Below are 23,691 nucleotides of genomic sequence, written 5' to 3' on the forward strand. Positions count from 1 at the left end.
CTTCTACCGGCCGGTAGCTGTTGTCAGGGCGGCCAGTTTTTCTGTTATGTCCGGGGTTAGCTGGCCATGTTGAAAGCGCCACTGCCAATTGCTGCCGCCCACTGTCCCGGGATAATTCATGCGAGCTTCGCTGTTTAAACAAAGGATGTCCTGCAGGGGAATGACAGCCAGGTTAGACCGGCAGCCAAGGGCGGTGGCAATCAGCTGCCAGCATATTTCTTCGGCTGTCTCATTGCCCCGCAGGCCCAGGTAACGCCGGAGAAAAGCCAAGTCGCCCGGCAGCAGCTTGCTATACCAGCCGACAGTAGTATCGTTATCGTGGGTACCTGTGTAAACCACCGAGTTGGCTTCATAATGATGGGGCAGAAATTCTTCTTTTTCATGGCTATGCAGGTTAAATTGCAGAATCTTCATACCCGGAAAGTTAAAACATTCTTTTAACCTTACCACCTCAGGTGTAATAACCCCCAGGTCTTCCGCAATTACCGGAATATTGCCCAGATGCCGGATAACGGTGGCAAAAAATTTTTTTCCCGGCCCCTTAACCCATCTGCCGTTGACAGCAGTGGTTTCGCCGGCAGGTATTTCCCAGTACGCTTCAAACCCTCGAAAATGATCAATCCGTATTATATCCACTGTATCTAACAGCAGCTTAAACCTTTGCCGCCACCACAGGTAATCATCCCGGGCCATGGCGGCCCACCGGTAATGTGGATTACCCCATAATTGTCCGGTAGCACTGAAATAATCCGGCGGTACACCGGCTACCCTGGTGGGATTGCCATCTTTATCCAATTCAAACAATTGCGGGTTAGCCCAGGCATCGCTGCTGTCGCAAGATATAAAGATGGGCAAATCTCCGATAATTTTAATGCCCCGATCATTGGCATATTTTTTTAACTGACGCCACTGGGTAAAAAAAATATACTGTAAAAAACACTGGTAATTTATCTCCTCCCGCAACATTTGGCGGTAATGCTGCAATGCTTTTCTTTGGCGCCGGGCCACCGGCTGTTCCCAACGGTTCCAGGGCAGACCGCCGTAGTAATGTTTAAGAGCCATAAATAAGGCATAATCCGGCAACCAATGGGCCTCTGCCATAAATTGGTGATATTGGCATGGTTTACGACCGTGTTGAAAAACGGCAAAGGCTTGTCGCAGCAAGGGTTCCTTATATTGCCTTACCCGGTTAAATTCTACCCGGCCATCAGCCAAGTCAGGAGGCGGTAACCCATCCTGTGCCGCCAGCAGACCTTCGTCTCTCAGCATATCTAAACTGATTAATAAGGGGTTTCCGGCAAAGGCAGAAAAGCACTGAAAAGGCGATTCACCGTATCCCGGCGGATGCAGGGGAAGTACCTGCCACAAGCGCTGCCTGCTGCGGCTGAGAAAGTCCACAAACCGGCGGGCCGGCCGGCCTAAATCACCTATCCCGTAGGGAGACGGTAAAGAAGTTAGGTGGAGCAAAATGCCGCTTTGCCTGGGGAACTTCATTGCCATCCCTCATCCATTAACAGTTTTCCGGTCAGCGGCGCCAGGGTAAGCTGCAGCACTCCGTCTTGCACACGGTAATGCCCTGCTCCCGGCAGCAAATCAGACAGGCTGCCGTTGTAGCTACAGCCTAAATGAATCGTCAGGCGGGCTTCCCTGTCTGTGCCGGCGTTGACCAGCACCAGGGCAAGGTTATCTTGCTTGGGGCGGCCAAATACGTCCTTACCCTGGCTGATCTTTCTCAGGTAACCATAAACCTGGCCCTCATGATAAACCGGCTGCCAGTGGCCTGTTTTCAGCACATCATAGCGGTTTCTTAATCCGATCACTTTTTTATACCAAGCCAGCAGTTCCCTGTTTTCTTTGCCCCAGGGATAAGTGGCCCGGTTTAGAGGATCTTTGTAACCGTGCAGGCCTGCTTCATCCCCGTAATAAATACAGGGCACGCCGGGAAATGTCATCTGTACCAGCACAAGCAATTTCAGGCGGGCCAAGCCCAACCGCTCTTGTTCCCGGCTTGGCTTGAACCTGGCCTGTTCCTCCCGGCTCAGCAGGTCGGCAGGCGGTGCCCCGCACAACAGGGTAAGAACCCGCTCCACATCATGGCTGCCAAGCAAATTCATGGCAGCGTAAAACTGCTCCAGAGGATAATTTTCGTACAAACTCATTAAACGCCGGTGCAGCTCCCGGGCATCACTTTGTCCGGTCATAAAGTCCAGCCAGGCCCGGCGGAAGGGGTAATTCATAACCGAATCCAATTCTTCACCCAACAGATACTGACGCATTGCCCCGTAACTTACCTTGTTGGAAGCGTCTTCCCACACTTCACCGATCAACACCGACTGGGGGTCCAATTGTTTCATGGTGGTGCGAATCTTTTTGATAAATTCATCCGGCAACTCATCCACCACATCCAAGCGCCAGCCTTTAGCGCCCAGTTTCATCCAATATTTAATCACACTGTCTTCCCCGGTGACGATAAAATCCTGATAAGACGGGTCCGTTTCATTGACATTGGGCAGGGTTTCAACCCCCCACCAGCATTCATAGCGGTGCGGGTATTCAATGAAGCGGTACCATGAATAATAAGGAGAATCTTTGGACTGATAAGCTCCCAATGAAGGATACCGGCCTTCCCGGTTAAAATATATACTGTCACTGCCGGTATGGCTGAAAACACCGTCTAAAATAACGGAAATCCCCAGTTCCGCAGCCTTGGCACAAAGTTCTTGAAACAACCGGTTGTCGCCGTACATGGGATCAACTTTTTTATAGTCGCCGGTATCATATTTATGGTTGCTGGCCGCCTCAAAAATTGGATTTAAGTAAATAACATTGATGCCCAAGTCTTTTAAATAGGGCAGTTTTTTCAACACACCCAATAAGTTGCCCCCAAAGATGTCAAAACATACTGTTTTGCCGGTTTGCGGGTCCCTGCCGTATTGCGGTACGGCATCCCAGTCAGGGTAAATGACACAGTGCTGTTTGGGGTTTAATATTTTACCTTCGGCATGGCCGTTGCAAAAGCGGTCAACAAAAATCTGGTACATCACGGCTTCTTTAAACCAGTGGGGCGTGGCATTATCTTGTTTGTATACTGTAATTTGATATGAAGGCGGCTCATGGTCATAAAGGCAGCCCTCGCCGCCCAGGTTTTGCGGATTATTGCCATAATAAAAAACCCTGTCACCCTGGACAATAATGAAAAAATACCACAACCAACCCTGTATGGCAGGGGCGGTAATTGCCGCCCGGTAAAATTTTCTTCCCTCTTTCTCTGCCGCCGGTTGCATGGTGATTTTCTCTTCTTCACGGCCGTATTTCCATAAGCGCAAAATAACACTGTCCACCGGTTGACGGCTGTCGACGGCCACCGCCAGACTGATCGGGGTTGCGCAGGGCACAGCGCCAAAGGGGCTGCGAAACTCTGCCCGGTGAGAATCGTGTAATATCCACGTAGTCATATCCATCATCTACCTGTTTAAAGAGTTGCCTGTCCTACTTAACAGGGCTTGATACAAATCATGATATTTTTGAGCGGATTTATGCCAGCTGAAATCGGCCTGCATGGCATTGGTTATGATTTTTGTCCACAACTGGGGCCGGTTATAAAAGCTAATTGCTCGTTGCAGCGTGTACAGGAAATCATGGGCATTGTAAGGGGTAAAACTAAAGCCGTTGCCCTCGCCGGTAAATTCATTGTAAGGTTGTACCGTATCTTTTAAGCCGCCGGTTTCTCTTACTACCGGTATGCAACCATATCGTAAGGCTATTAACTGCCCGATGCCGCACGGTTCAAACAGCGAAGGCATTAATAAAATGTCTGCACCGGCATATATGCGGTGGGCCAGGGCATGACCAAACATGATATTGGCAGATACTTTGTGCGGGTATTTTACAGCGGCTTGTTCAAACATGGTCTCGTATTTTTTTTCACCGGTTCCCAGCACCACCAGTTGTACATCCATTGCGAGGATTTCCTCCAGCACACCGGCAATCAGGTCCAGTCCCTTCTGGTTAACCAGCCGGGAAACGATAGCTAACAACGGTACGTTTGGCTGTACCGGCAGTCCCAGTAATTCCTGCAGCTGTTCCTTATTATTTCGCTTTGGCCGGGGTTTTTGCCATGAATAATGTTCAAAAATATAAGGATCGGTGGCTGGATTATAGTAATCTGTATCAATGCCGTTAATTATACCGTGCAAGCGGTTCTGCCGCTGCCTGAGCAAACCGTCCAACCGCTCACCAAAGTATGGCGTCCGGATTTCCCGGGCGTATGTTTCACTGACGGTGGTAAGCAGGTGGGAGTAGTTTAACCCACCCTTAATAAAACTGACCCCGCCGTAAAATTCCACTCCGTCAAGGGTGAAATATTCTCTCCCCAAACCCAAAAGATCATCTAAAATTGTGCCGGGAAATACTCCCTGGTAGTGCAAGTTGTGAACAGTGAAAACCAGACCTAAATCTTTGTATAAAGGACGGTTGCTGTAAAAGGCATGCCAGAAAACACTGACCATACCGGTATGCCAATCGTGGCAGTGCAATATCCTGGGAACAAAGTCCAGGTGAGGCAAAGCCTCCAGCACCGCCCGGCAGAAAAAAGCATAGCGTTCGGCATCATCACTAAAACCGTAAAGGCCCGGTCGATTAAAATAATATTCGTTATCGATAAAGTAACAGTTAACTCCTTCATGCTGCAGTTGCTCTAAACCACAATAATTATTTCGCCAACCCAGGGGCACATTAAAGTTTTTTTGTCTTACCATACAGTCCCGAAAAGTTGCCGGAATCTCACTATATTTGGGTAAAATAAGCCTTACATCTATCCCCTGCTTAATTAAAGCCCGCGGCAGGGAGCCAACCACATCTGCCAATCCCCCGGTCTTTACGAAAGGCACCCCTTCGGAGGCCACAAATAACACTTGCATTTCATCACCTTCTCTGCATTAAATAACTGATTTTTTCATGACAACCAGGGGATAATTGCTCTCGCCCTTTAAATGTTTACCCTTGGTAATAACAACTTCTTTATCTGCAATAACTTTATCCACCACAGCCCCTTCTTCTATCTTGCATTTTTGCATAATAATACTGTCTTTAATTAAGGCGCCCGGCCCCACATATACACCACGGAACAGAATACTGTTTTCAACCGTCCCTTCAATGATGCCGCCGTTGGCAATCAAAGAATTCTGCACCCGGGCATACCTGCTGTATTTGGTTGGGGCACCGTCTTTTACTTTTGTAATGATGCGCCCTTCATTAAAAAACAACAACTGCCAAAGGTTTGGCTGCAACAGCTCCATACTGTGGTTGTAATAACTTTGCACTGAATCAATACGGGCCAGATAGCCCCGGTAGGGATAGCCGTATATCCTTAAACGACTTAAATTGCGAATTAAACCGTCCCTCACCAAATCACATTCGCCCCGGGCGTGACAGCGGAGTATTAAATCAATTAATAAAGATTTCTCTAAAATAAACATTTCCATAGACATTTGGTTACCCGTCTTATGGTTGGGGTTGATTTCCAAATCAATCAGACGTCCGTCTTCAGCTGTTTGAATAAAATGGCAGCCGGCTAAATTAACGGCAGTGTCTTCCATGTCTTTATATAAAACAGTTATATCCGCACTCATGGCCTGATGAAATTGAAAGGCGGCCCGGTAGTCAATATTGCAAATCATATTACTGCCGGCCACCAGGACATATTTTTGCCGGCTGTATTGCAGGTAATCCAGGTGATTGTAAAAATGCCGCAGATCCCACTTATAGTTACCCTGTTGACACCCCTGTACCGGCGGCAGGTAAAACAGGCCGTCTCTCTTGCGGCCCAGATCCCACTCTCTGCCGTTGCCCAGATGATCCATCAAGGCACGATATTTATGCTGCACCAGAATACCCACGTTACGAATACCTGAATTAACCATACTGGATAAGACAAAATCAATCATCCGGTAACGGCCGCCGAAGGGTATAGCGGCCGCCGGCCGGTGATGGCAGATTTCTTTTAAAAAATCAACGTCCTCCTGCAGATTGATAATACCCATCACATTTTTCATGGCCTCACCTCTTTATTTTAGACACTGCAGGCAATAAAATTACTGGGCAGTTTGCATTTTTTAAACACCGTACCGCAGGTTAGCACTATATTGCCCTCCACTACGGTTATGCCGGAGCAGGGATCGCTGCACTGTCTTCTCTCCTCCGCCGGACAACCAACCTGACACCGGTCTTCAATAACCGCCTCCACACCAACAATAGCCCGCTCAATGACAGTGTGGGCCCCTATTTTGGCATTTGGCATAATCACTGCATCTTTAATTTTGGCACCTGCCCCGATATAAACACCGGGAAAGAGGATTGAATGATTCACCTCACCGTAAACCAGACACCCTTCATTTACCAGGGAACCGGTTACCCGGGCGGTTGGGGCAATATACTGCGGCGGGTGATTGGGATTTACCGAGTAAACGGTCCAGTTAGGATCGTTTAGATTTAAGCCGGGCTTATCAGCCAGTAAATCCATATTAGCTTGCCAAAGGCTTTTAATTGTTCCCACATCCCGCCAGTATCCCTTAAAAGGGTAAGCGTACAATTTAAGGCCGGCCCGCAGCATCAAGGGGATAATATTCTTGCCAAAGTCATGACTGGAACGGGGATTTTGTTCATCTTCCTCCAAATATTTTTTTAATAATAACCAGTTGAAAATATACACCCCCATGGAAGCCAGGTTGCTTTTGGGAACCGCAGGTTTTTCCTCAAAATCAATAATGCGGGCATCCCGGGCGGTGTTCATGATGCCGAAACTGCTCGCTTCTTCCCAGGGAACTTCAATGACTGCTATGGTGACATCCGCCTGTTTTTCTTTATGAAAATCCAACATTAAAGAATAATCCATTTTATATACATGGTCGCCCGACAGTACCAACAGGTATTTGGGACGATACTGATCGACAAACTCTATATTTTGATAAATGGCATTGGCCGTACCCTTGTACCATTCTCCCCCCATTTCTTTGACAAAGGGCGGCAGCACAGTAACACCGCCGCTTTGACGGTCTAAATCCCAATGGCTGCCAATGCCGATGTAAGTATTTAAAGCCAGTGGTTGATACTGGGTCAATACACCCACCGTATCAATGCCCGAGTTAGTACAGTTGCTGAGAGTAAAGTCAATAATCCGGTATTTCCCGCCAAAGGGAACCGCCGGTTTAGCCAGTTTTTTGGTTAATACTCCTAACCGGCTGCCCTGCCCGCCGGCCAACAACATGGCAATACATTCCTTGGCTTGCATATAACCCCCCCTCATACAGCAATTATTAAGCAGCTTTACTTTACTGGCTTAAAGAAAACCACTGCCAGGGGCGGTACCTTAATTACCGCCGAATATGGTTGATTATGCCAGGGCAGGTGTTCAGCCGCCACCCGTCTGTTAAGCTGACCGGAGCCGCCGTAGCACAGCCCGTCGCTGTTAAAAACCTCCAGGTAGTCTCCCGCCCGGGGTACTCCTATGCGGTACCCTTCCCTTACCACCGGTGTAAAGTTGCAGACAATTATTAAATACTCCAGGGGATCTCTGGCACGCCGCAAAAAAGTAATAATGCTCTGGTTGTAATCATGAGGGTCAATCCACTGAAAGCCGGCCGGTTGATGATCCAACTGCCATAAACTTTTTTCCGACTTATAAAAATGGTTTAGTTCTTTGACATACCGGTGCAGCCGGCGGTGCATCTCGTAATCCAGCAGATGCCAGTCCAGGCTTTGGTTTTCATTCCATTCGATAAACTGGCCAAACTCACCGCCCATAAACAGGAGCTTTTTGCCCGGATGGGCAATCATAAAACCATATAAAACACGCAAATTAGCAAACTTTTGCCAATAGTCGCCGGGCATTTTATCAAGCAGCGATTTTTTGCCATGCACCACTTCATCATGGGAAAGAGGTAAAATATAATTTTCTGAAAACGTGTAAAGAAACGAAAAAGTCAGGAGGTTATGATGCCATTTCCTGTGTACCGGATCCAGCTGCATATAGCGAAGCAAATCATTCATCCAACCCATGTTCCATTTATAGTTATAGCCTAATCCCCCTAAATAGGTTGGTTTGGTAACAGCAGGCCAAGCCGTGGATTCTTCGGCAATCATCAACGCGTCAGGAAAAAAGCGAAAAACCGCTTCATTTAGTTTTTGCATAAAAGCTACCGCTTCCAGGTTTTCTTTGCCGCCGTATTGGTTAGGCAGCCACTGCCCCTCTGCCCGGCCGTAATCCAAATAAAGCATGCTGGCTACGGCATCCACCCGCAGGCCGTCCACATGGTAGACATCAAACCAAAAAAGAGCGTTGGATATGAGAAAGCTAATTACCTCTTGCCTGGCAAAATTAAAATGCAGGGTGCCCCACTGCCTGTTTACCGCCCTTAAAGGATTGGCCGGTTCGTAAAGAGGAGTGCCGTCAAACCGGCTCAGGCCGTGGCCGTCTTGACAAAAATGAGCCGGCACCCAATCGAGAATTACCCCTATGCCCCGCCGGTGGCAGTAATCCACAAAATACATAAAATCCTGAGGCGAGCCGTAACGGCTGTTAACGGCATAATAACCTGTAACCTGGTAACCCCAGGATGGGTCATAAGGATACTCCATGATCGGCAGCAATTCTATGTGGGTGAAACCCATATCGGCGGCATAATCAGCCAGCTGTTCAGCCAGCTCGCAATAGTTAAGAAATTCGCCGTTGCACCCCCTTTTCCAGGAGCCCAGGTGCACTTCATAAATTAACACCGGCCTTTCATACACAGGGAGGGTTGATTTTTGCTCCAGATAGGCTTGATCCTGCCAATTATAACCTTCTAATGAACAAACTTTAGAGGCCGTACCGGGCCGCATTTCTGAGTAAAAGGCATAGGGATCTGCTTTTAACAGCACATCTCCCTGTGCGGTATGAATTTCATATTTGTATAAATCCAGTGGTTTTACTCCAGGAATAAACAAGCACCACAGGCCACAACTATTTACCCGCTGCATCACATGCCGGTGGCCTTGCCAGTTGTTAAAATCACCCACCACCCGGACCTCCCGGGCATGGGGCGCCCATAGGGCAAACCTGACCCCGGGAACTCCGTTGCGGGTCATAAGATGAGCCCCCATCATTTGATAACTTCGATGATGGGTTCCTTGATGAAACAAGTACATGTCATAATCAGTTAGCTCGCCGTTCATTACATCACCACTGTCCTGTTTTTTCCAATTTTTGTATATATGTTATATACGCTTCATTAAATTAATTTCCTTTATTTACCACACAAAACATTTACAAACAAATTGACAAAAATTTAAAATTTTACCTTTTAAGTAACATTATTACGCAATAAATGCAACATTTCACCTTAAATTAGGCAGAAAAAAACCGCTGTCCTTTAATGAACAGCGGTTACAAATATTTAAACAGATATTAAAATGGCTTAAAGATTAAAATAAACACGATTAATAAACCAATTCCTAATGCCAGCGAATAAGTTATCAACTTTTTTTCAATAGGCTGTAACTCAAACCATTCATCCTGATAACTTGCTTCCTGCCTGGCCCTGGCCAGGGTTTGCTCAGCATCCCGAATTTTCACTTCTGCCATGGCTTAAAACCCCCTTATTACTATTTTTTAACTGCTGACAATGGGCGGCAGGATACCGTGATAGAAGATCCAAGAAATTAACAAACCTACCCAGAGGATAAATCCAAACAGGCACACCGCATAAACCGCCACAATGCGTCCCATACCGGCATCCCAGAGCTTGCGCACATTGGTAATCAAGCCAATGGAGAAGAAACAAAGGGCAAACAGGATGGTTCTAAAACCGTTAGCCTCATCTATGCCTACCTTGGCGGTTTTAATAACACTGGCATCACTCAAGCCCCACAGCAGCAGAACCAGGAAGGTTAAAGCAAAGCCAATAACAAATTTCGGGAACCTATCCCATATCTCGCCGGCGGAAACCGCCCGGTCTTCAACCGGCCCGCCGCCTTTCTTATTCAGGTTGAACATGCACCATATGATTGCCAGGATAAAGGCCCACACACCAATGAAAATATCAATGAATACTTTCGTGGTGGTGGCTGTCATCAGCATCCAGCCTTCTTCGTATTGTACTCCGGTTTCTTTAAGAACCTTGGCCCTGATCATGGAATCGGTAATGGCACCGCTGGCCACCGCACCGCCGTCACTTTTAACTGCCAGGCCCATCCAGGCCCCTGCCACCATCGGTTCTTCATGCAGCACAGAGGTAGCAAACCAAGGAAGGATCAACATTTCCACCGCTACAAAAACAATAATAACAGCTGAAAGAATTACCGGTACAATGGGACGTGAACGGATGGCGCCGCCGGTGGCAATAGCTGCTGAAACACCGCAGATGGAAATACCGGAAGCCAGGGGAGCGGCCCACTCAGGGGTAAACTTAAAATATTTGCGGGCAACAAAGTATACAACCGGCCAGTAAATTAAATAGGCTTCCACCACAGCGCACAGCCCCCGCACAATAACGGTGGTGGCTAATCCCACCGCCCCCAGGGTTTTTATACCAACAGCAGCACCTAATATAACAATACCGGTCTTGATAAACCACTCAGGCTTAGCTGCTTCTTCAAGGTATTGAGCTATACCCGGGAAAAAGTTACCAATAATTAGTCCCACAATCATGGCAATAATGAAACCCATTTCGCCCAAGCCCAGAGACCAGCTGATACCCAGCTTGGCCTGTTTGTCCGGGCTGGCAGCAATATAAGCATTGTCTCCGACTATCAAGCAAAGTATTGTAATGGCAAAAATTACTGTAAATCCAATGACAAATCTTTTAAGATTGGCGCCCATTGCTTTGGCGCCGACGGCGGTGAGCACCAGCAGGAACAGGTAAGTTAAAAACAAGGAAGTAAAAGCAGACATATCTTTAAATGTTTTGGAAAGCGGCCCGAAAGATTTGGATATGTCTGTCCAGGTGTTCACTTTAACCACCCAGCCCAGCAGATCGGAGCCAAAGACAGGCCCCAGGCCCAGCAAAAAGATAAACAAGCCAAGCCACACAGCCCACCAGTCTTCGTTTTTCAACATTGGCACTTTACCGCTGACAGATGCGTTTGTGTCTTGATGAATCATACGCTACCTCCTTAACTCTAGTTTACGACAACCCGGTTAAGGTTTTTGCTGACGGCACCCCTCCTTTTTTGACAAAATTTTTAAAACATTCTGTCTTTAACTAATTAATATACCTTTTTTAAGACGAAGTCAAGCCTCAAAGCAAAGCAGGAACGGTTTGACTTTACTTTTTAACAGGTTCCAAATATTTTTTATGATGCTTTGCCATACTTTATGACAAATAATTTCAGGCAATAGGTCACAAAAAGTACAACCCCGGCTTTGACGTGTCCGTGCAAAACTAAGGATTATAAACTACCGGCAGGGGGTTGCCAACTCTCCGCGGCAACCCCTGCCCTGCCCTTTTAAGGCGATAATTTTTCCCTGCAACGCATATAAATTATAATTTATGCAAATATTACCTACTGAAAATACTTTTGAGGTGTTATGATGAGCGCAAAGTTTAAGCGTCTTCCTAAACATATCGGCATTATCCCGGATGGCAACAGGCGTTGGGCGCAGCAGCACGGTTTAGCAAAAGAAGACGGTTACCGGCATGGCATTGCGCCGGGCTTTGCCCTTTACGAGTTATGCTTGGAGTTGGGGATTCCTGAGGTAACGTTTTACGGCTTTACCCAGGACAATACGAAACGCCCGGCTGCCCAGAAACAAGCCTTTCAACAAGCCTGTGTAGATGCTGTGCAAACGCTGGCCAAGCGAGACGCTGCCCTGCTGGTTATAGGCAATCATGAATCCCCGCTTTTTCCCAAAGAACTGCTGCCTTACACCAAAAGACAAACCTTTGGCCGGGGTCTGATTAAAATAAATTTTTTGGTTAACTACGGCTGGAAGTGGGATTTAAGTTTTGCCCTGAACAGCCATGATTTGCCCGACAGCCAGCTGCATGAAAGAATTGCCTCCCGGGATATTTCTCGCTTGGACTTAATTATCCGCTGGGGCGGCCGGCGCAGGCTAAGCGGCTTTTTACCGGTGCAGTCAATTTATGCGGACTTTTATGTGGTAGATGATTACTGGCCTGATTTTATGCCGGATCACTTCTTCTCAGCTCTTAAATGGTACGAAAATCAAGATATTACTCTGGGCGGCTAAAATTATGCCACCTAAATTTATGGCTTAATTATTTTCATAATGTTATTGAAATTTTATTTGGGACATGCTACCATATCATTAATTATAGCGAAAAGGTTACATAGATTTTACAAATACCTGTCATCTGCATTTTTTTCTTGTATTATTATCAAATCGACTAATTAGAATTAAAATTAAATTCCAAAAATTTATACTGTTTTGCGTTCTCTGATTTTAACCTTTAAGGCGGTAGCTGCTTTTCGGCAGGTGTATGATAAGGAGGTTATTTGCATGATCGATTCTATTGACTCGTTAGATTGCAAACCGAATCAAAAATTTCATTGCTCCTCCCATACTGTCAAGCCGGCTGCTCTTAAAGGACACCAAGTTTTTCTTGACGTGTTGCCTGAAACTTGGTCTGTGTTGCCCACCAACCACCCTGTTATCCACTATGAGGTGGCAATTCCTGATCACAGTACCCCCAGGCCGGTTAAATTCGGAGTACATATCGTTTGTCCGGCTTCCCTGGTTAAAGGTCAAGATGTTATTGTGCTAACTATGGAATGTGAAAAATTAAAATATATTACAGATCAATTTAACAAACCGGTAATAGTGGTTGCCGTAGATAATGTCCAAGAATCGGCTTGTTGGCTTTTAGTTCAGGATTATATTTCTTGCCTGCCGACTAATCAATCAGCCAACTGGCGCAGCCAAAAAAATGTTACCTTGCATATACCGGTCCGGCAGCTCCTTGCTTCGCCGCGACAGTTGCAGCAGTCTGTATACGGGGCCTTAGAGTTTATATACATGAGCCATTTTCATCGTTACTATGAATTATTTAACAGCCGTACCAAACGTTTCTTTGCCTCAAAAAACGAGTTAGAGCTGGCTTTGCAGGTAGAATCCAACCGTCGTTCCGCCACCGGTCAAAACAGTTGTGCGTCCGGCTCCGCTCATTCCTGCAGTTGTCAAAATACAGATGACTTTCAGGCATTTACCCTGCATTCCGATAGCCAAATACAAGCCGGTTTAGAAAAAGCGCAAAACATGAAACTGCTGGATGCAAAAGAAAACCGCCAGGCCTATTACTGTATCAGCCAGGCCCTGGAGGTATTTGGTGACCGGGCTTCCGCCGGCGTACGCTACACCGCCCAGGGCGAAATGCTTTTCTATGATTTCCTGCTTCACTTTAAAAAGGCCTTCGACAGTATGGGCAATCGTTCTATACTGCATTTAACTCATCCCGAAGATTACAGCAGGTATTTTTCTGCTGTTAAAGAACTGGCAGACATTATTACCCTAGCCATTGATGAGGGGGAAATAATTGCCGCCAGCTTACTGGCCATTCGGTTGGCCGACACCTATTTATTTGCTGCGCCGCACATCATGCGAACCTTTAGTCAGGAAACAGCCGCTCCTTTGATGGAATACGCTCAATCCATGCTTATCACAGCCCATGAAATGGCTTCTCTGGTTGAAATGCCGGAACGGGCCGTTCAATAAAAAGCCCGGCCGCAAGGCCGGGAGTAAACAACGGGTATTTTTATTTCTTAACATGCTTGGCCGCAAATTCTTCTTCATCCAGGAATTCCAGGAAGGGTCGGTCAAACTGCACCATGGCGTTAACCACCAACTCAACCAAACCGCCGTAATGCACATTAAACTTGGCAGTTGCCTGGTAATATTCAAGGATGTCCCTGATGGCTCCTTTACAGTTAGAGCAGGGCGCCGCCACATATTTAGGAATATCATCTTCCATTACGCCCTGGAAAGCCTCCAGGATTTGTTTGAACTTCATGCGGCTGGATATTTTATTCCTGAATTCCGGGAAGTTAAATGATTTCATAATGGCAAAGCCGCTGCCGCCGCCGCAGCAGAAGTTTTTCGCGCCATGCGGGTACATTTCCCTGAACTGGGGAGCCACTGCTTTGATAATCTCACGCTGGGGCTGAATAACACCCATCATTCTGGCCACGTTGCAAGGGTCGTGCATGGTAACCGGAAAATCGTTCCTGCTGGGATCCAGTTTGTAAACACCTTTTTTAATTAAATCGGCCAGCAGGGGCAGGAAGCTCTCACGGGGGATATTGTCATCCCCAACCATAGCCCTGTCGATTGATACCATGGCAGCTTTATGGGCGTGACCGCACTCACCGACAACAATTCTTCTGACACCTAGGTCCTTGGCTGCCTTTAATTGAGCCAACCCGATCTTCCTGGCCTGTGCATCATCGTAAAAAAGCCCGTAGTTAACGTTATCATAACCAATCATGTCACTGCTCAGGGTCCAGTCCAGACCGGCTTCTTCAAACAAAATAACAAAGGCTGCCGGGTTTTCAGGCCAGGCCATATATTCACCGGCGTTATGGGTTAACAAAATGTCTGCACCTTTTTTATCCACCGGAATTTTGTACTTTTTACCGGTGCGTTCATAAATGTCTTCTTCCAGAAATTCAATCATATCCAGGAAGGCATCCTTGGTAATGCCTGTACTGGAACCGGTTTTTAACTGCAACATGGTGCCTTTTTCGTGTAACGGCTTGGGTGCTATACCCAGTTCCATACTAAACAGTTTTCTGATTTCCCTGGCCAACAGGCCGTTATCCAAGCCCAGGGGACAGGTTTGGGCACAACGGCGGCACAAATTGCAGCGATATGCTAATTCGCCCAGGCGCAGAATGGTTTCTGCGTTAATATCAATGTCGCCGCCGGTAAATCTGCTCCAAAAACCATCGCCCTTAAAATGTTTCTTGGCAATTTTCCGCAGCACTTCCGAACGGAAGATGGGTCTGTAGATTTCCTGTTCACCGCTGGCTTTGAAAACATGGCAGGCATCAGAACAGGTATTGCACTTGGCGCAATACTCAAAACTCAACAAGAAAGGTTGCAGGTAGTTTCTGTTGGTCTCATCAGAAAAAAGTTTTTCCAGACCACGCAGGAATCCTTTAACCAAAGCTTCTTCTTCTTCTTTGGTTTTCGGCCTGACCAGAGTTTCATTGCCTACAAAACCGTCCAAAGAGGTGCAGTATTCCTCTTTCCAGGAATCTTTAATCTCTTTAAAGTCAGGCTCCATGCCGGGTTTATCGTAAGGTGCCGGTAACGGCATCAAGTTTTCTACCTTTACTAGCTGTTCAGCCGGCTTGCTTATATCTTGCGGTCTGATATCGCCCATAAAAAGTACCTCCTTTTCTTATTTATCGTTGGCTTACTTATTTTCCTGTGTTGCCGCAGGATTGATGTGCGGGGCGGACCAGGAGGCTTTGGGTTTATAGCTGATGGCCTCTTTAATAATGCTTTCCATTTTGGAATTTCTCAAGTTAGGTTCGTTGTCCCATAATACCTTGTGGAAGGCAAAATACTTGCCTACATAGTGGCTCATCTTGGTTTGGGGAATATAAATCATAACCGCACCCAGTAACAAAATGTGAATAGTTAATGCCATATCCGCTTGGATAGGAGAGAAAGTAAACAGCGCTTTCATAATTTCCCGGCCATAATTAAAACCGGGGTCACCGCTCCAAACAACCAAACCGGAAGCCACCACCGCAAACAGGAAAAACAAGTTAAAATATTCCTGAGGCGTGGTGTATTTAGCAAAGGTATTATTTAAGCATCTCTTTAAAAACAGGCTGAGGGATCCGAAGCCGAGCAGCAGGGCCCCTGCGCCGCCGGCAAGAACCGTAGCGTAATACAACAGCGAAGCCCAGGCCTGATTGTTAACGCCTTCAGGAGTGGTTAAAGGCAGACCGGATAACTCGGTAACAGCACCGACAGCCAGTAAAACTGTCCATAATCCCAATAAATAAATTCCTAAATGCAGCGCATAAGAAAGCCACCACTGGCGTTTTTGGTTGATAAACAGGTTTTTGATGAACAGCATCTCTTTTAACATATCTATGATTTCGCCGGCATGAGAAACTTCTCTGGGTTTATTCCACCATTCCAAATCTTCATAATATGAACCACCGTAATGTCCTTTGCCGCCTGGCTCTTTAGGCACCGGATACAGCTCCCAGCGACCGTGCATGGGCATTTTGGCGTATTGGTAAGCCTTGTAAAGAGAAAGACCGATAAAAGCAAGGATAGAAATATAAACAAACAGTGTCAGCAGCAAGTAAACCTACCTCCTTGATTAAAGTATTTTAGGGGTATCTCTCCGTGGCGGACAAAAAGTCCTGATCGGTAACTCCCAAAGGAAAAGATACATAAACCCTAACCGCAAGTTTTTTGTTGGTTTGCCGGGCTTGTCCACCTGACGGCAACACCCGACAATATTTACTCACTCCTTTCTGTATGTATTAATTAAAAAAAATAGTTGTGCAAATCTATAAAATTCGACAATTAGTCAAGGTAATTATACGGCAATAACAACAAACTAATCAATAATTAAATAGACTGATTGATTGGCATATAATGACTCCTGGCATCAACCGACCAAACAACTTACAGCCCATAACTGTTATTATAGCATGGTTGTTGTTAAATTTTCCATACGAACATTCTTTGAGGTATTAAAAAATATATATTACGAACAGTCCTAAGTTATTTTATTGTCTTTCTTTGTGCTGACGGCAACCCCGTCACCTACGGGCAAAATAATTGTTTCCAACTCAGGTAGTTTAGTCACTGTAGCAAGGTAAGACTGCAACCTGGCTACCGCTGTTTTGTTGCGTCTTTTGTCTGCCTCCCCTGAAACAACCATACCCCGCATCAGTACATCCTCAGCCACCAGAATACCCCCGGGCTGCAACAATTCCAGACACTTATTTAAAAACTCCAGATATTTACCTTTGGCTGCATCAAGAAAAATAAAGTCGTAGGAACCGCTGAGTTGAAATAATATTTCCCTGGCATCTCCCTGTATCAGCTTGATTTTATGGGCTACCCCGGCTTTTTTAAAATAGCCGGCGGCGGCTGCCGCCCGGGGCGGGTTGATTTCCAGCGTGGTAATCTCTCCCCCCTGGGGTAATACCGCTTTGGCAATCCATAAGGTAGAATACCCGATGGCTGTACCGATCTCCAGGACCCTGGTGCTTTTTTGGGTCAGCGCCAACCAATACAACAGGTGCCCCACTTCGGGCTCTACTATGGGAATAACCTTGGCCCTGGCTTCCTGTTCCATTTCTAAAAAAATGTTATCCCGCGGCGGTAAAAGACCCCTGATATACCGTTGAACTTCCGGTTGAATGATATTGCTCACCGCTGCCTCCCAAATTGTATACATGAAAATAAACACATTTATTATATACTAAAAACAGATAAATTAGGGCATTTTGTTTTATTATGATTTAAATATTTCTCACTTGTCAGCTCCAAGGCAGAAAGACAACATTAATAATTGTAAAATACAATGATCATAAAAATTTTTAAGGGTGATGCCTGTGAATTTTTCTCATCTTAAAGTTTTTCTTACCCTGGCTGAAACAGGCAGTGTGACAAAAACCAGCAAGTTGTTAGAATTATCTCAACCTACCATTAATCATAATATTTACCTGTTAGAACAACATTACGGAGCTAAATTGTTCGATCGGTCAAATAAAAAAATAAAATTGACCAGGTTTGGCCAGGTCTTACAAAAGTATGTTGCAGAAATTCTTAATTTATTGGAACAATCCGAAAAACATATCGAAAGTCTTATGGGCGAATTAAGCGGTGATTTATACCTGGGGGCCAGTCATACCATTGCTGAAAATGTTTTGCCTAAAATTATGGGCATGTTTAACCATGATTACCCCGAGGTAAATATTCACCTGGAAGTTACCAACACGCAACATATAGTTGATCATATATTAGAAAACAAACTTGATTTGGGTCTTATTGAAGGACCGGTGACACATGAAAAAATTGTTGCCAAGCCGTTTATGGAAGACGAACTGCTGGTGGTACTGCCTTATAATCACCCGCTGGCCATTAAGAAAAATTTGACTCTCAAGGAGCTGGCCAGTCTACCCTTTGTATTGAGAGAACATGGCTCCGGCACCCGGGTGGTTATGGAAACCGCTCTGCGCAAAGCTGGTTTAGACCCCGCTGAGTTAAATACCGTTATGGAGTTGGGCAATACCCAAGCGGTCATCGGTGCAGTGGAGGCCGGCCTGGGAGCAACCATATTATCCGCCCTGGCCGTAACCAAGGAAATTCAGTTAAAGACAGTAAAAACCTGCAAGATAGCAAATGTAAATATTGTGCGGTTTTTCTCTCTTATTATGAATAAAGATAAACCGCTGACACCGGTTTGTGAAACTTTTCTGTCATTTATAACGTCCGAGGAAGTAATGAAATTATTTAAAAATTAATTTATGAACAGGCCGACAACAAAAAGGCCTGTTTTTTGTTTTGAAAAATTTTTCTAAATGTTCTTTTAATTGCAGGAATTATTAATATTTAGAAGAATAATTAGTGGTAAAGTCATTGTTAACAGTTTTGCTGATTGTCCATGTACGCTTTTTCTCAAGTACATCAACAGACCGCTGTTTTGCGGCATCATCGTCTTAGGCCAGGCATCGTTTTACCGCAATTGCTTGGCCTATTTTATTGGTTTTGTTAATAAAAATAGATAAAAAAGTTTTTAAGTTTTTTATTTAACCTTTCCCATATAAACCTAAGGGAGGAGAGTATATGGAAAACCGCACTGCAAAACCAAAAACAGTATCAAGGCGGGGCTTCCTTAAAATGCTGGGCGGCGTAAGCCTCACCGGCGTAGCTGCTTCCATTGCCGGCTGCAGCCAGGATCCCGCCGGCGGCAAGGGCTGGCTGCCCCAGCAATACCAGGTTGCCAGCGCCTGGCCGGTACAAGTGAAGGGGCGTATTCCCATTGACCCCACCAATCCCTCCATCGTGCGAGATGACAAAAAGTGCATCTTGTGCGGCCAGTGCATTGAAGCCTGCCAAAGGGTGCAAACAGTCTATGGGTACTACGAAACCCCCATTAAAAACGACATTACCTGCGTCAACTGCGGCCAGTGTACCCTGTGGTGCCCCACCGCAGCCATCACGGAAAGGGATGAGATTGACAAAGTAGTCAAGGCCCTGGAAGACAAGAACATCCATGTGGTTGTTCAAACCGCCCCGGCCACCCGGGTTGCCCTGGGTGAGGAATTTGGTATGCCGCCGGGCAGCATTGTTGAAGGCAAGCAGGTAGCCGCCCTGAAAAAACTGGGGTTTGACGCTGTCTTTGACACCAACTTTACTGCAGACCTTACCATTATGGAAGAAGGTACCGAACTGGTTCGCCGGGTGGCCGGTGACTTGAAAGGCGTTAAACCGCTGCCCCAGTTTACCTCCTGCAGCCCCGGCTGGGTAAAATTCTGTGAATACTTCTATCCCGACCTGCTGGAGCATATGTCTTCCTGCAAATCTCCCCAACAAATGCTGGGGGCGCTGGTAAAAACCTATTATGCCAAAGAAAAGGGTATTGATCCTGCAAAAATATTCTCGGTTTCCATCATGCCCTGCACTGCTAAAAAATACGAGTGCAACCGTCCGGAAATGAATGACGCCGGCAAACATGTGGGCAATGAAAAACTGCGGGATGTTGACGTAGTGCTTACCACCCGTGAACTGGCCCGCTTAATAAAAATGAAAGGTATTGACATAAATAATTTGGAAGATGCCCAGTACGACCCGCTGATGGGCGAAGGCACCGGGGCAGCGGTAATTTTCGGTGCCACCGGCGGCGTTATGGAGGCGGCTGTCCGTTCCGCTTACTTCTTAATTACAAAGGAGAACCCGCCGGAGGCGCTGTTGAACTTAACACCGGTGCGCGGTTTGCAGGGTGTTAAAGAAGCCTCTCTGGAAATCCCCGGCGTGGGCCAGGTTAATGTGGCCATTTGTCACGGCTTAAGCAATGCCCGTAAGGTTTTGGATCAATTGCGGGAAGATAAAAAGCAAGGCAAACCGCCTCGTTACCACTTTATCGAATTTATGAGCTGCCCGGGCGGATGCATCAGCGGCGGCGGCCAGCCCAGGACCTCCCTGCCCCCCTCTGATCAGGTGCGCCAGGCACGTCTTAACAGCATTTACCAAATTGACGCCAAAATTTATAAAAAGCGCCTGAGTCACGAAAACCAGGAAGTAGCCATGCTGTACCAAAAATTCCTGGAAAAGCCCAACAGCCATTTGGCCGAAGAACTGCTGCATACCGAATATGTTGATCGCAGCAAAACCTTTACGCCCAAGCAAAAGGCTTAAGTCAAGGTAGGAGGTGAAAAAAATGGCAAAAGGTGTATTAGTGGATATTACCAAATGTGTGGGCTGCGGCAGCTGCACGGTGGCCTGCAAACTTTGGAATGATATGAAGTTTACCGAGCAAGAGCCCACCATGGGGCCGCAAGCTAAACTTTCGGCTAATAACTGGACAGTTGTTCGCTTTAATGAGGTTAAGAAAGACAACGAAACCGTCTGGCGGTTCGTTAAAAGCCAGTGCCTGCACTGCCAGGATGCTGCCTGTGCTTCTGCCTGCTTTGCCAAGGCATTGCAAAAAACCAAAGACGGCCCGGTTATTTATTACCCTCATTTATGCGTCGGTTGCCGCTACTGTATGATTGCCTGCCCCTTTGATGTGCCGAAATATGAATGGGATAAGACATTCCCGCTGGTATCCAAGTGCCAGATGTGTTCTACCAAAGTGGCTAAAGGCGAGGCTCCGGCTTGTGTTTCCGTTTGCCCTGCCGGTGTGTTTAAATTCGGTGAGCGGGATGAGCTGTTGAGAGAAGCCAAGTCTGTCATTGCGCAGGACAGTAAGTATATAAAAGAAGTTTACGGCGAAAAACAAGCCGGCGGCACCTCGTGGCTGTACATTTCTGACGTACCCTTTGAACAACTGGGCTTTAATACCAAGATCAGCAGTGTTCCTGTATCTACCTACTCACACAACTTCCTGAAATACACTCCGGCAGTAGCCATCAGCTGGGGCATCATTTTAACCGGTCTTTATCATTACACCAAGCGGCGCAACGAAATTTCCAAAGGCTCCGGTAAGAACGTTAAAATGTAATGTGTTTATTGGCATCATAAATTATTAATTTAAAATCTTGATTAGGGGGGAAACACATGACGGCTCAAGGTTGGAGTTTTCGCATGACTCCCATTCGCAAATTGTTAATTCTCCTGGCCGCCCTTTGCCTTGGTGTTAGCATATTCCGTTTAGCAACCGGGCTGGGCACGGTCACAAATTTAAATGACGATTGGCCCTGGGGCCTGTGGATTGGTTTTGATGTGCTGACCGGTGTGGCGTTAGCGGGGCGGCGGTTATTTTACCGCCATTATTGTCCATGTGCTGCACCGAGAAAAATACCTGCCCATTGCTCGGGCGGCTATGTTAACCTCTCTGCTGGGTTACCTGCTGGTAATGGCCGGCCTGTTCCTGGATATCGGTCAATGGTTTAATTTTTGGCGCCCCTTTGTTTCCTGGGGTCATACCTCAGTGCTGTTTGAAGTCTTCTGGTGCGTATCCTGTTACACCACTGTGCAAGTGCTGGAGTTTGGCGAAATCTTAACGGAAAAAGTGGGCAAAAAATGGCACAACGCTTTTAAAACAGCCATGCCCTTCCTGTTGATTATCGGGATTATCTTCCCGACCCTGCACCAGTCATCCCTGGGCGGGCTGTACCTGGTGGCGGTAGATAAACTGTATCCCCTTTGGTGGTCTACCTTAATACCTTATTTCTTCCTGATTTCTTCCTTCTTTGTCGGTCCTGCCATGATTTGCGTGGAATCTACCTTAGCCGGCAACGCTTACAACCACAAAGTGCCGGTGGAAGTTCTGCGGGGTCTGGCCAGAATTGGCGGCTGGTTTATGATCCTTTACCTGGCTCTGAAAATTTTTGACCTGTCCAACCGCAACGTCTGGAACCTGGTGTTTGCCGGCAATTTGGAAGGCAACCTGTTCCTGGTAGAAATAATCCTCTGCGTCATTGTACCGATTATTATTGTGTTCAGCGGATTAAGCGCTTCCCGCTCCGGTCTGTTCATTTACGGACTGCTGGTAAGCGGCGGTGTAATTCTTAACCGCATGAACGTTGTCTTTACCGGCATGTCCGGGCATGCCAACGCTTCTTACTTCCCTTCCGTCTGGGAATGGTCAGTCAGTATCGGCCTGGTTTCCATTGGTGTACTGGCCTACTGCTTTATCGTAGAAAACTTTAGCATTCTTGGCCATGACGAACACCATGCCTAAACCTTAAACTAAATAACCGTAAAATTAAGCAGTCCACCCGGACTGCTCAGGCTGTAGACAAAAAAGTCAAGGTGGTTTAATGATCCCCTGCCGGCGACTTGTCGAAGCACCGGTCACAGCACTTGATGAGCGAAAGGAGCCATTGGGCTGGCGCCCACAGGACGTGGGCGCCAGCCGAACCGGGTCAGGATGGCCCGTTTGAGGCGACCCCAAGGGCGACTGTAGCGAATCATAGTGCTGTCGGTGCGTAGACCGGAGCTAAAGGGGATCATAAACCACTATTACGTTTGTCGACACTCTGGCAGTTCCCACGGACTGCTTAATTAGTTACCTGCGATTTTGTTAAAACACCAACCACAGCACACATGAGCAAAGGAAAAATGAGATAATCTTCTAATCTTGCCCTGTAAGGAGAATCTTCTTCACTCGTTCCATCATACTTGCCTGGCCGTTACTGTTAACAAAAGTTTGAGCCAGGGGGCCATGGCCAAAACCGGCCGCCAATTCTGTTAAAACCGCCTTTAAAGCCCGCATGCGGCGGCAGTAAAACTCCTCATGATTAACCGCCTGTTCCGAAATCTCCAATTTACTTCTCAACGAATCCGGGCCATACAGCAAGGGCATTAAAATTTGCGAAATATGGGGGTTCATCCAGGTCCGGCTGTTTAAGACAGTGGTAGCGTAATTTATCAATTCCAGATACAAATCAGACAACCGGTAAAACTTTTCGCTTTCTGCATCGTGCAGCCATTCCGCCACCGTCCAGGACTTTTCGCTTTTATGTCCCAGGCAAAAATCCATTTTATCCACCATAAAAATTCGTTCTTGCTTGGTACCGTCCGGTGCAAAACGCACCGCCCGGCCAATGGGGTAGGTGCGGCAGTTGCGGGAACGTACGGGGTAAATTTTGCACCGTCCGTCCTGCAGCATAAAAATACAGGGGCCATCTTCAGCATGTCTTAATCTTACATAGGGCCACTTTAATTCATGGCTGAAGTCAACCTTGCAGTATTGTGAGATAAACTGCCGGCCGGAAATTGCCAGATAGCGAGCCATTATTTCGATATCCCAAGGATCTAACAGGATGGTAATATTTTGACAGCAGCGGCCCATACAGTCTGCCTTACACGCAAAGGAAAACCTGTGATCAAGGGACAAGGCCGGCAAACTGCCGTCATCCAACCTTTTCAAGAGATCCTGCTTATAATGATAGGACATAGAAAAACTCCCTTCTCGCAAAATAGTTTATAAACTACGCTCGAATTTTTACCTGATCAATATAATTCAACGCCACAGCAGCAATACCTTGTGA

Annotated in this window: 18 protein-coding genes and 1 pseudogene; 6 read left to right on the forward strand and 13 right to left on the reverse strand. The window is 46.6% G+C overall.

Features of this window, described 5'->3' with window-relative positions:
- Positions 1–3: 3 nt before the first annotated feature.
- The 8 genes from malQ to DESHY_RS02445 all read right to left on the reverse strand — a co-directional run bounded on the left by malQ (position 4) and on the right by DESHY_RS02445 (position 11,137).
- Positions 4–1,494, reverse strand: a complete 1,491-nt coding sequence (gene malQ, locus DESHY_RS02415; RefSeq protein WP_048817808.1) for a 4-alpha-glucanotransferase — start codon at positions 1,492–1,494, stop codon at positions 4–6.
- Complete coding sequence (locus tag DESHY_RS02420) at positions 1,491–3,455, reverse strand: glycoside hydrolase family 13 protein (RefSeq protein ID WP_143147780.1); 1,965 nt, start codon at positions 3,453–3,455, stop codon at positions 1,491–1,493. Before DESHY_RS02420 ends, malQ begins: the two co-directional genes overlap by 4 nt.
- A 9-nt stretch (positions 3,456–3,464) precedes the next feature.
- Positions 3,465–4,919, reverse strand: a complete 1,455-nt coding sequence (glgA, locus tag DESHY_RS02425; protein ID WP_008410160.1) for a glycogen synthase GlgA — start codon at positions 4,917–4,919, stop codon at positions 3,465–3,467.
- A gap of 18 nt (positions 4,920–4,937) precedes the next feature.
- Positions 4,938–6,053, reverse strand: coding sequence for a glucose-1-phosphate adenylyltransferase subunit GlgD (glgD, locus tag DESHY_RS02430; RefSeq protein ID WP_008410162.1), 1,116 nt, complete (start codon positions 6,051–6,053; stop codon positions 4,938–4,940).
- A 17-nt stretch (positions 6,054–6,070) separates the two neighbouring features.
- Positions 6,071–7,288: a glucose-1-phosphate adenylyltransferase gene (locus DESHY_RS02435; protein WP_008410163.1), complete on the reverse strand. Its 1,218-nt coding sequence runs from the start codon at positions 7,286–7,288 to the stop codon at positions 6,071–6,073.
- Positions 7,289–7,323: 35 nt separating this feature from the next.
- Entirely contained in the window at positions 7,324–9,210 is a 1,887-nt protein-coding gene (gene glgB, locus DESHY_RS02440) for a 1,4-alpha-glucan branching protein GlgB (RefSeq protein WP_008410165.1), read from the reverse strand.
- A 232-nt stretch (positions 9,211–9,442) separates the two neighbouring features.
- Positions 9,443–9,619, reverse strand: coding sequence for a hypothetical protein (locus DESHY_RS14200; protein ID WP_008410167.1), 177 nt, complete (start codon positions 9,617–9,619; stop codon positions 9,443–9,445).
- Positions 9,620–9,646: 27 nt separating this feature from the next.
- Entirely contained in the window at positions 9,647–11,137 is a 1,491-nt protein-coding gene (locus DESHY_RS02445; protein WP_008410168.1) for a putative sulfate exporter family transporter, read from the reverse strand.
- A gap of 429 nt (positions 11,138–11,566) precedes the next feature.
- Here DESHY_RS02445 and DESHY_RS02450 point away from each other — a divergent pair, with 429 nt between their 5' ends.
- Both DESHY_RS02450 and DESHY_RS02455 read left to right on the forward strand, forming a co-directional pair.
- On the forward strand, positions 11,567–12,226 hold the full coding sequence (locus tag DESHY_RS02450; RefSeq protein WP_008410169.1) for an undecaprenyl diphosphate synthase family protein: 660 nt from the start codon (positions 11,567–11,569) through the stop codon (positions 12,224–12,226).
- Positions 12,227–12,496: 270 nt separating this feature from the next.
- Complete coding sequence (locus tag DESHY_RS02455; RefSeq protein WP_008410170.1) at positions 12,497–13,708, forward strand: DUF4365 domain-containing protein; 1,212 nt, start codon at positions 12,497–12,499, stop codon at positions 13,706–13,708.
- A 40-nt stretch (positions 13,709–13,748) separates the two neighbouring features.
- Here DESHY_RS02455 and DESHY_RS02460 read toward each other — a convergent pair whose 3' ends face one another.
- The 3 genes from DESHY_RS02460 to DESHY_RS02470 form a co-directional block, all read right to left on the reverse strand.
- The gene (locus tag DESHY_RS02460; RefSeq protein ID WP_008410171.1) at positions 13,749–15,377 is read right to left on the reverse strand and encodes a (Fe-S)-binding protein; all 1,629 of its coding nucleotides are present in this window, start codon (positions 15,375–15,377) and stop codon (positions 13,749–13,751) included.
- A gap of 33 nt (positions 15,378–15,410) precedes the next feature.
- The gene (locus DESHY_RS02465) at positions 15,411–16,319 is read right to left on the reverse strand and encodes a respiratory nitrate reductase subunit gamma (protein WP_008410172.1); all 909 of its coding nucleotides are present in this window, start codon (positions 16,317–16,319) and stop codon (positions 15,411–15,413) included.
- A 423-nt stretch (positions 16,320–16,742) separates the two neighbouring features.
- On the reverse strand, positions 16,743–17,405 hold the full coding sequence (locus DESHY_RS02470; protein WP_048817810.1) for an O-methyltransferase: 663 nt from the start codon (positions 17,403–17,405) through the stop codon (positions 16,743–16,745).
- 175 nt (positions 17,406–17,580) lie between these two features.
- On the opposite strand from DESHY_RS02470, the gene DESHY_RS02475 reads away from it, so the two are divergent.
- From DESHY_RS02475 to nrfD, 4 genes and pseudogenes are all read left to right on the forward strand, one after another.
- Positions 17,581–18,498, forward strand: coding sequence for a LysR substrate-binding domain-containing protein (locus DESHY_RS02475; RefSeq protein ID WP_420795106.1), 918 nt, complete (start codon positions 17,581–17,583; stop codon positions 18,496–18,498).
- A gap of 322 nt (positions 18,499–18,820) precedes the next feature.
- Entirely contained in the window at positions 18,821–20,392 is a 1,572-nt protein-coding gene (locus tag DESHY_RS02480; protein ID WP_008410175.1) for a [FeFe] hydrogenase, group A, read from the forward strand.
- 22 nt (positions 20,393–20,414) lie between these two features.
- Positions 20,415–21,197: a 4Fe-4S dicluster domain-containing protein gene (locus tag DESHY_RS02485; protein WP_008410176.1), complete on the forward strand. Its 783-nt coding sequence runs from the start codon at positions 20,415–20,417 to the stop codon at positions 21,195–21,197.
- A 56-nt stretch (positions 21,198–21,253) separates the two neighbouring features.
- Positions 21,254–22,379, forward strand: a pseudogene (gene nrfD, locus DESHY_RS02490) (NrfD/PsrC family molybdoenzyme membrane anchor subunit).
- A gap of 113 nt (positions 22,380–22,492) precedes the next feature.
- Here nrfD and DESHY_RS14205 read toward each other — a convergent pair.
- The gene (locus DESHY_RS14205) at positions 22,493–22,651 is read right to left on the reverse strand and encodes a hypothetical protein (protein WP_162829792.1); all 159 of its coding nucleotides are present in this window, start codon (positions 22,649–22,651) and stop codon (positions 22,493–22,495) included.
- Positions 22,652–22,772: 121 nt separating this feature from the next.
- Complete coding sequence (locus DESHY_RS02495; protein WP_008410181.1) at positions 22,773–23,597, reverse strand: YkgJ family cysteine cluster protein; 825 nt, start codon at positions 23,595–23,597, stop codon at positions 22,773–22,775.
- Positions 23,598–23,691 lie beyond the last annotated feature (94 nt).

This window comes from Desulforamulus hydrothermalis Lam5 = DSM 18033 (genome assembly GCF_000315365.1).
GTDB classification, from domain to species: Bacteria; Bacillota; Desulfotomaculia; order Desulfotomaculales; family Desulfotomaculaceae; genus Desulfotomaculum; species Desulfotomaculum hydrothermale.

Excerpts from the sequence above, each read along its gene's own strand:
- DESHY_RS02445 (WP_008410168.1), bottom strand. The coding sequence starts at position 11,137 with ATGATTCATCAAGACACAAACGCATCTGTCAGCGGTAAAGTGCCAATG.
- DESHY_RS02495 (WP_008410181.1), bottom strand. The coding sequence starts at position 23,597 with ATGTCCTATCATTATAAGCAGGATCTCTTGAAAAGGTTGGATGACGGC.
- glgD (WP_008410162.1), bottom strand. The coding sequence starts at position 6,053 with ATGAAAAATGTGATGGGTATTATCAATCTGCAGGAGGACGTTGATTTT.
- glgA (WP_008410160.1), bottom strand. The coding sequence starts at position 4,919 with ATGCAAGTGTTATTTGTGGCCTCCGAAGGGGTGCCTTTCGTAAAGACC.
- DESHY_RS02420 (WP_143147780.1), bottom strand. The coding sequence starts at position 3,455 with ATGACTACGTGGATATTACACGATTCTCACCGGGCAGAGTTTCGCAGC.
- DESHY_RS02485 (WP_008410176.1), top strand. The coding sequence starts at position 20,415 with ATGGCAAAAGGTGTATTAGTGGATATTACCAAATGTGTGGGCTGCGGC.
- DESHY_RS02455 (WP_008410170.1), top strand. The coding sequence starts at position 12,497 with ATGATCGATTCTATTGACTCGTTAGATTGCAAACCGAATCAAAAATTT.
- DESHY_RS14200 (WP_008410167.1), bottom strand. The coding sequence starts at position 9,619 with ATGGCAGAAGTGAAAATTCGGGATGCTGAGCAAACCCTGGCCAGGGCC.
- glgB (WP_008410165.1), bottom strand. The coding sequence starts at position 9,210 with ATGAACGGCGAGCTAACTGATTATGACATGTACTTGTTTCATCAAGGA.
- DESHY_RS02480 (WP_008410175.1), top strand. The coding sequence starts at position 18,821 with ATGGAAAACCGCACTGCAAAACCAAAAACAGTATCAAGGCGGGGCTTC.
- malQ (WP_048817808.1), bottom strand. The coding sequence starts at position 1,494 with ATGAAGTTCCCCAGGCAAAGCGGCATTTTGCTCCACCTAACTTCTTTA.
- DESHY_RS02460 (WP_008410171.1), bottom strand. The coding sequence starts at position 15,377 with ATGGGCGATATCAGACCGCAAGATATAAGCAAGCCGGCTGAACAGCTA.
- DESHY_RS02435 (WP_008410163.1), bottom strand. The coding sequence starts at position 7,288 with ATGCAAGCCAAGGAATGTATTGCCATGTTGTTGGCCGGCGGGCAGGGC.
- DESHY_RS14205 (WP_162829792.1), bottom strand. The coding sequence starts at position 22,651 with ATGATCCCCTTTAGCTCCGGTCTACGCACCGACAGCACTATGATTCGC.
- DESHY_RS02475 (WP_420795106.1), top strand. The coding sequence starts at position 17,581 with ATGCCTGTGAATTTTTCTCATCTTAAAGTTTTTCTTACCCTGGCTGAA.
- DESHY_RS02450 (WP_008410169.1), top strand. The coding sequence starts at position 11,567 with ATGAGCGCAAAGTTTAAGCGTCTTCCTAAACATATCGGCATTATCCCG.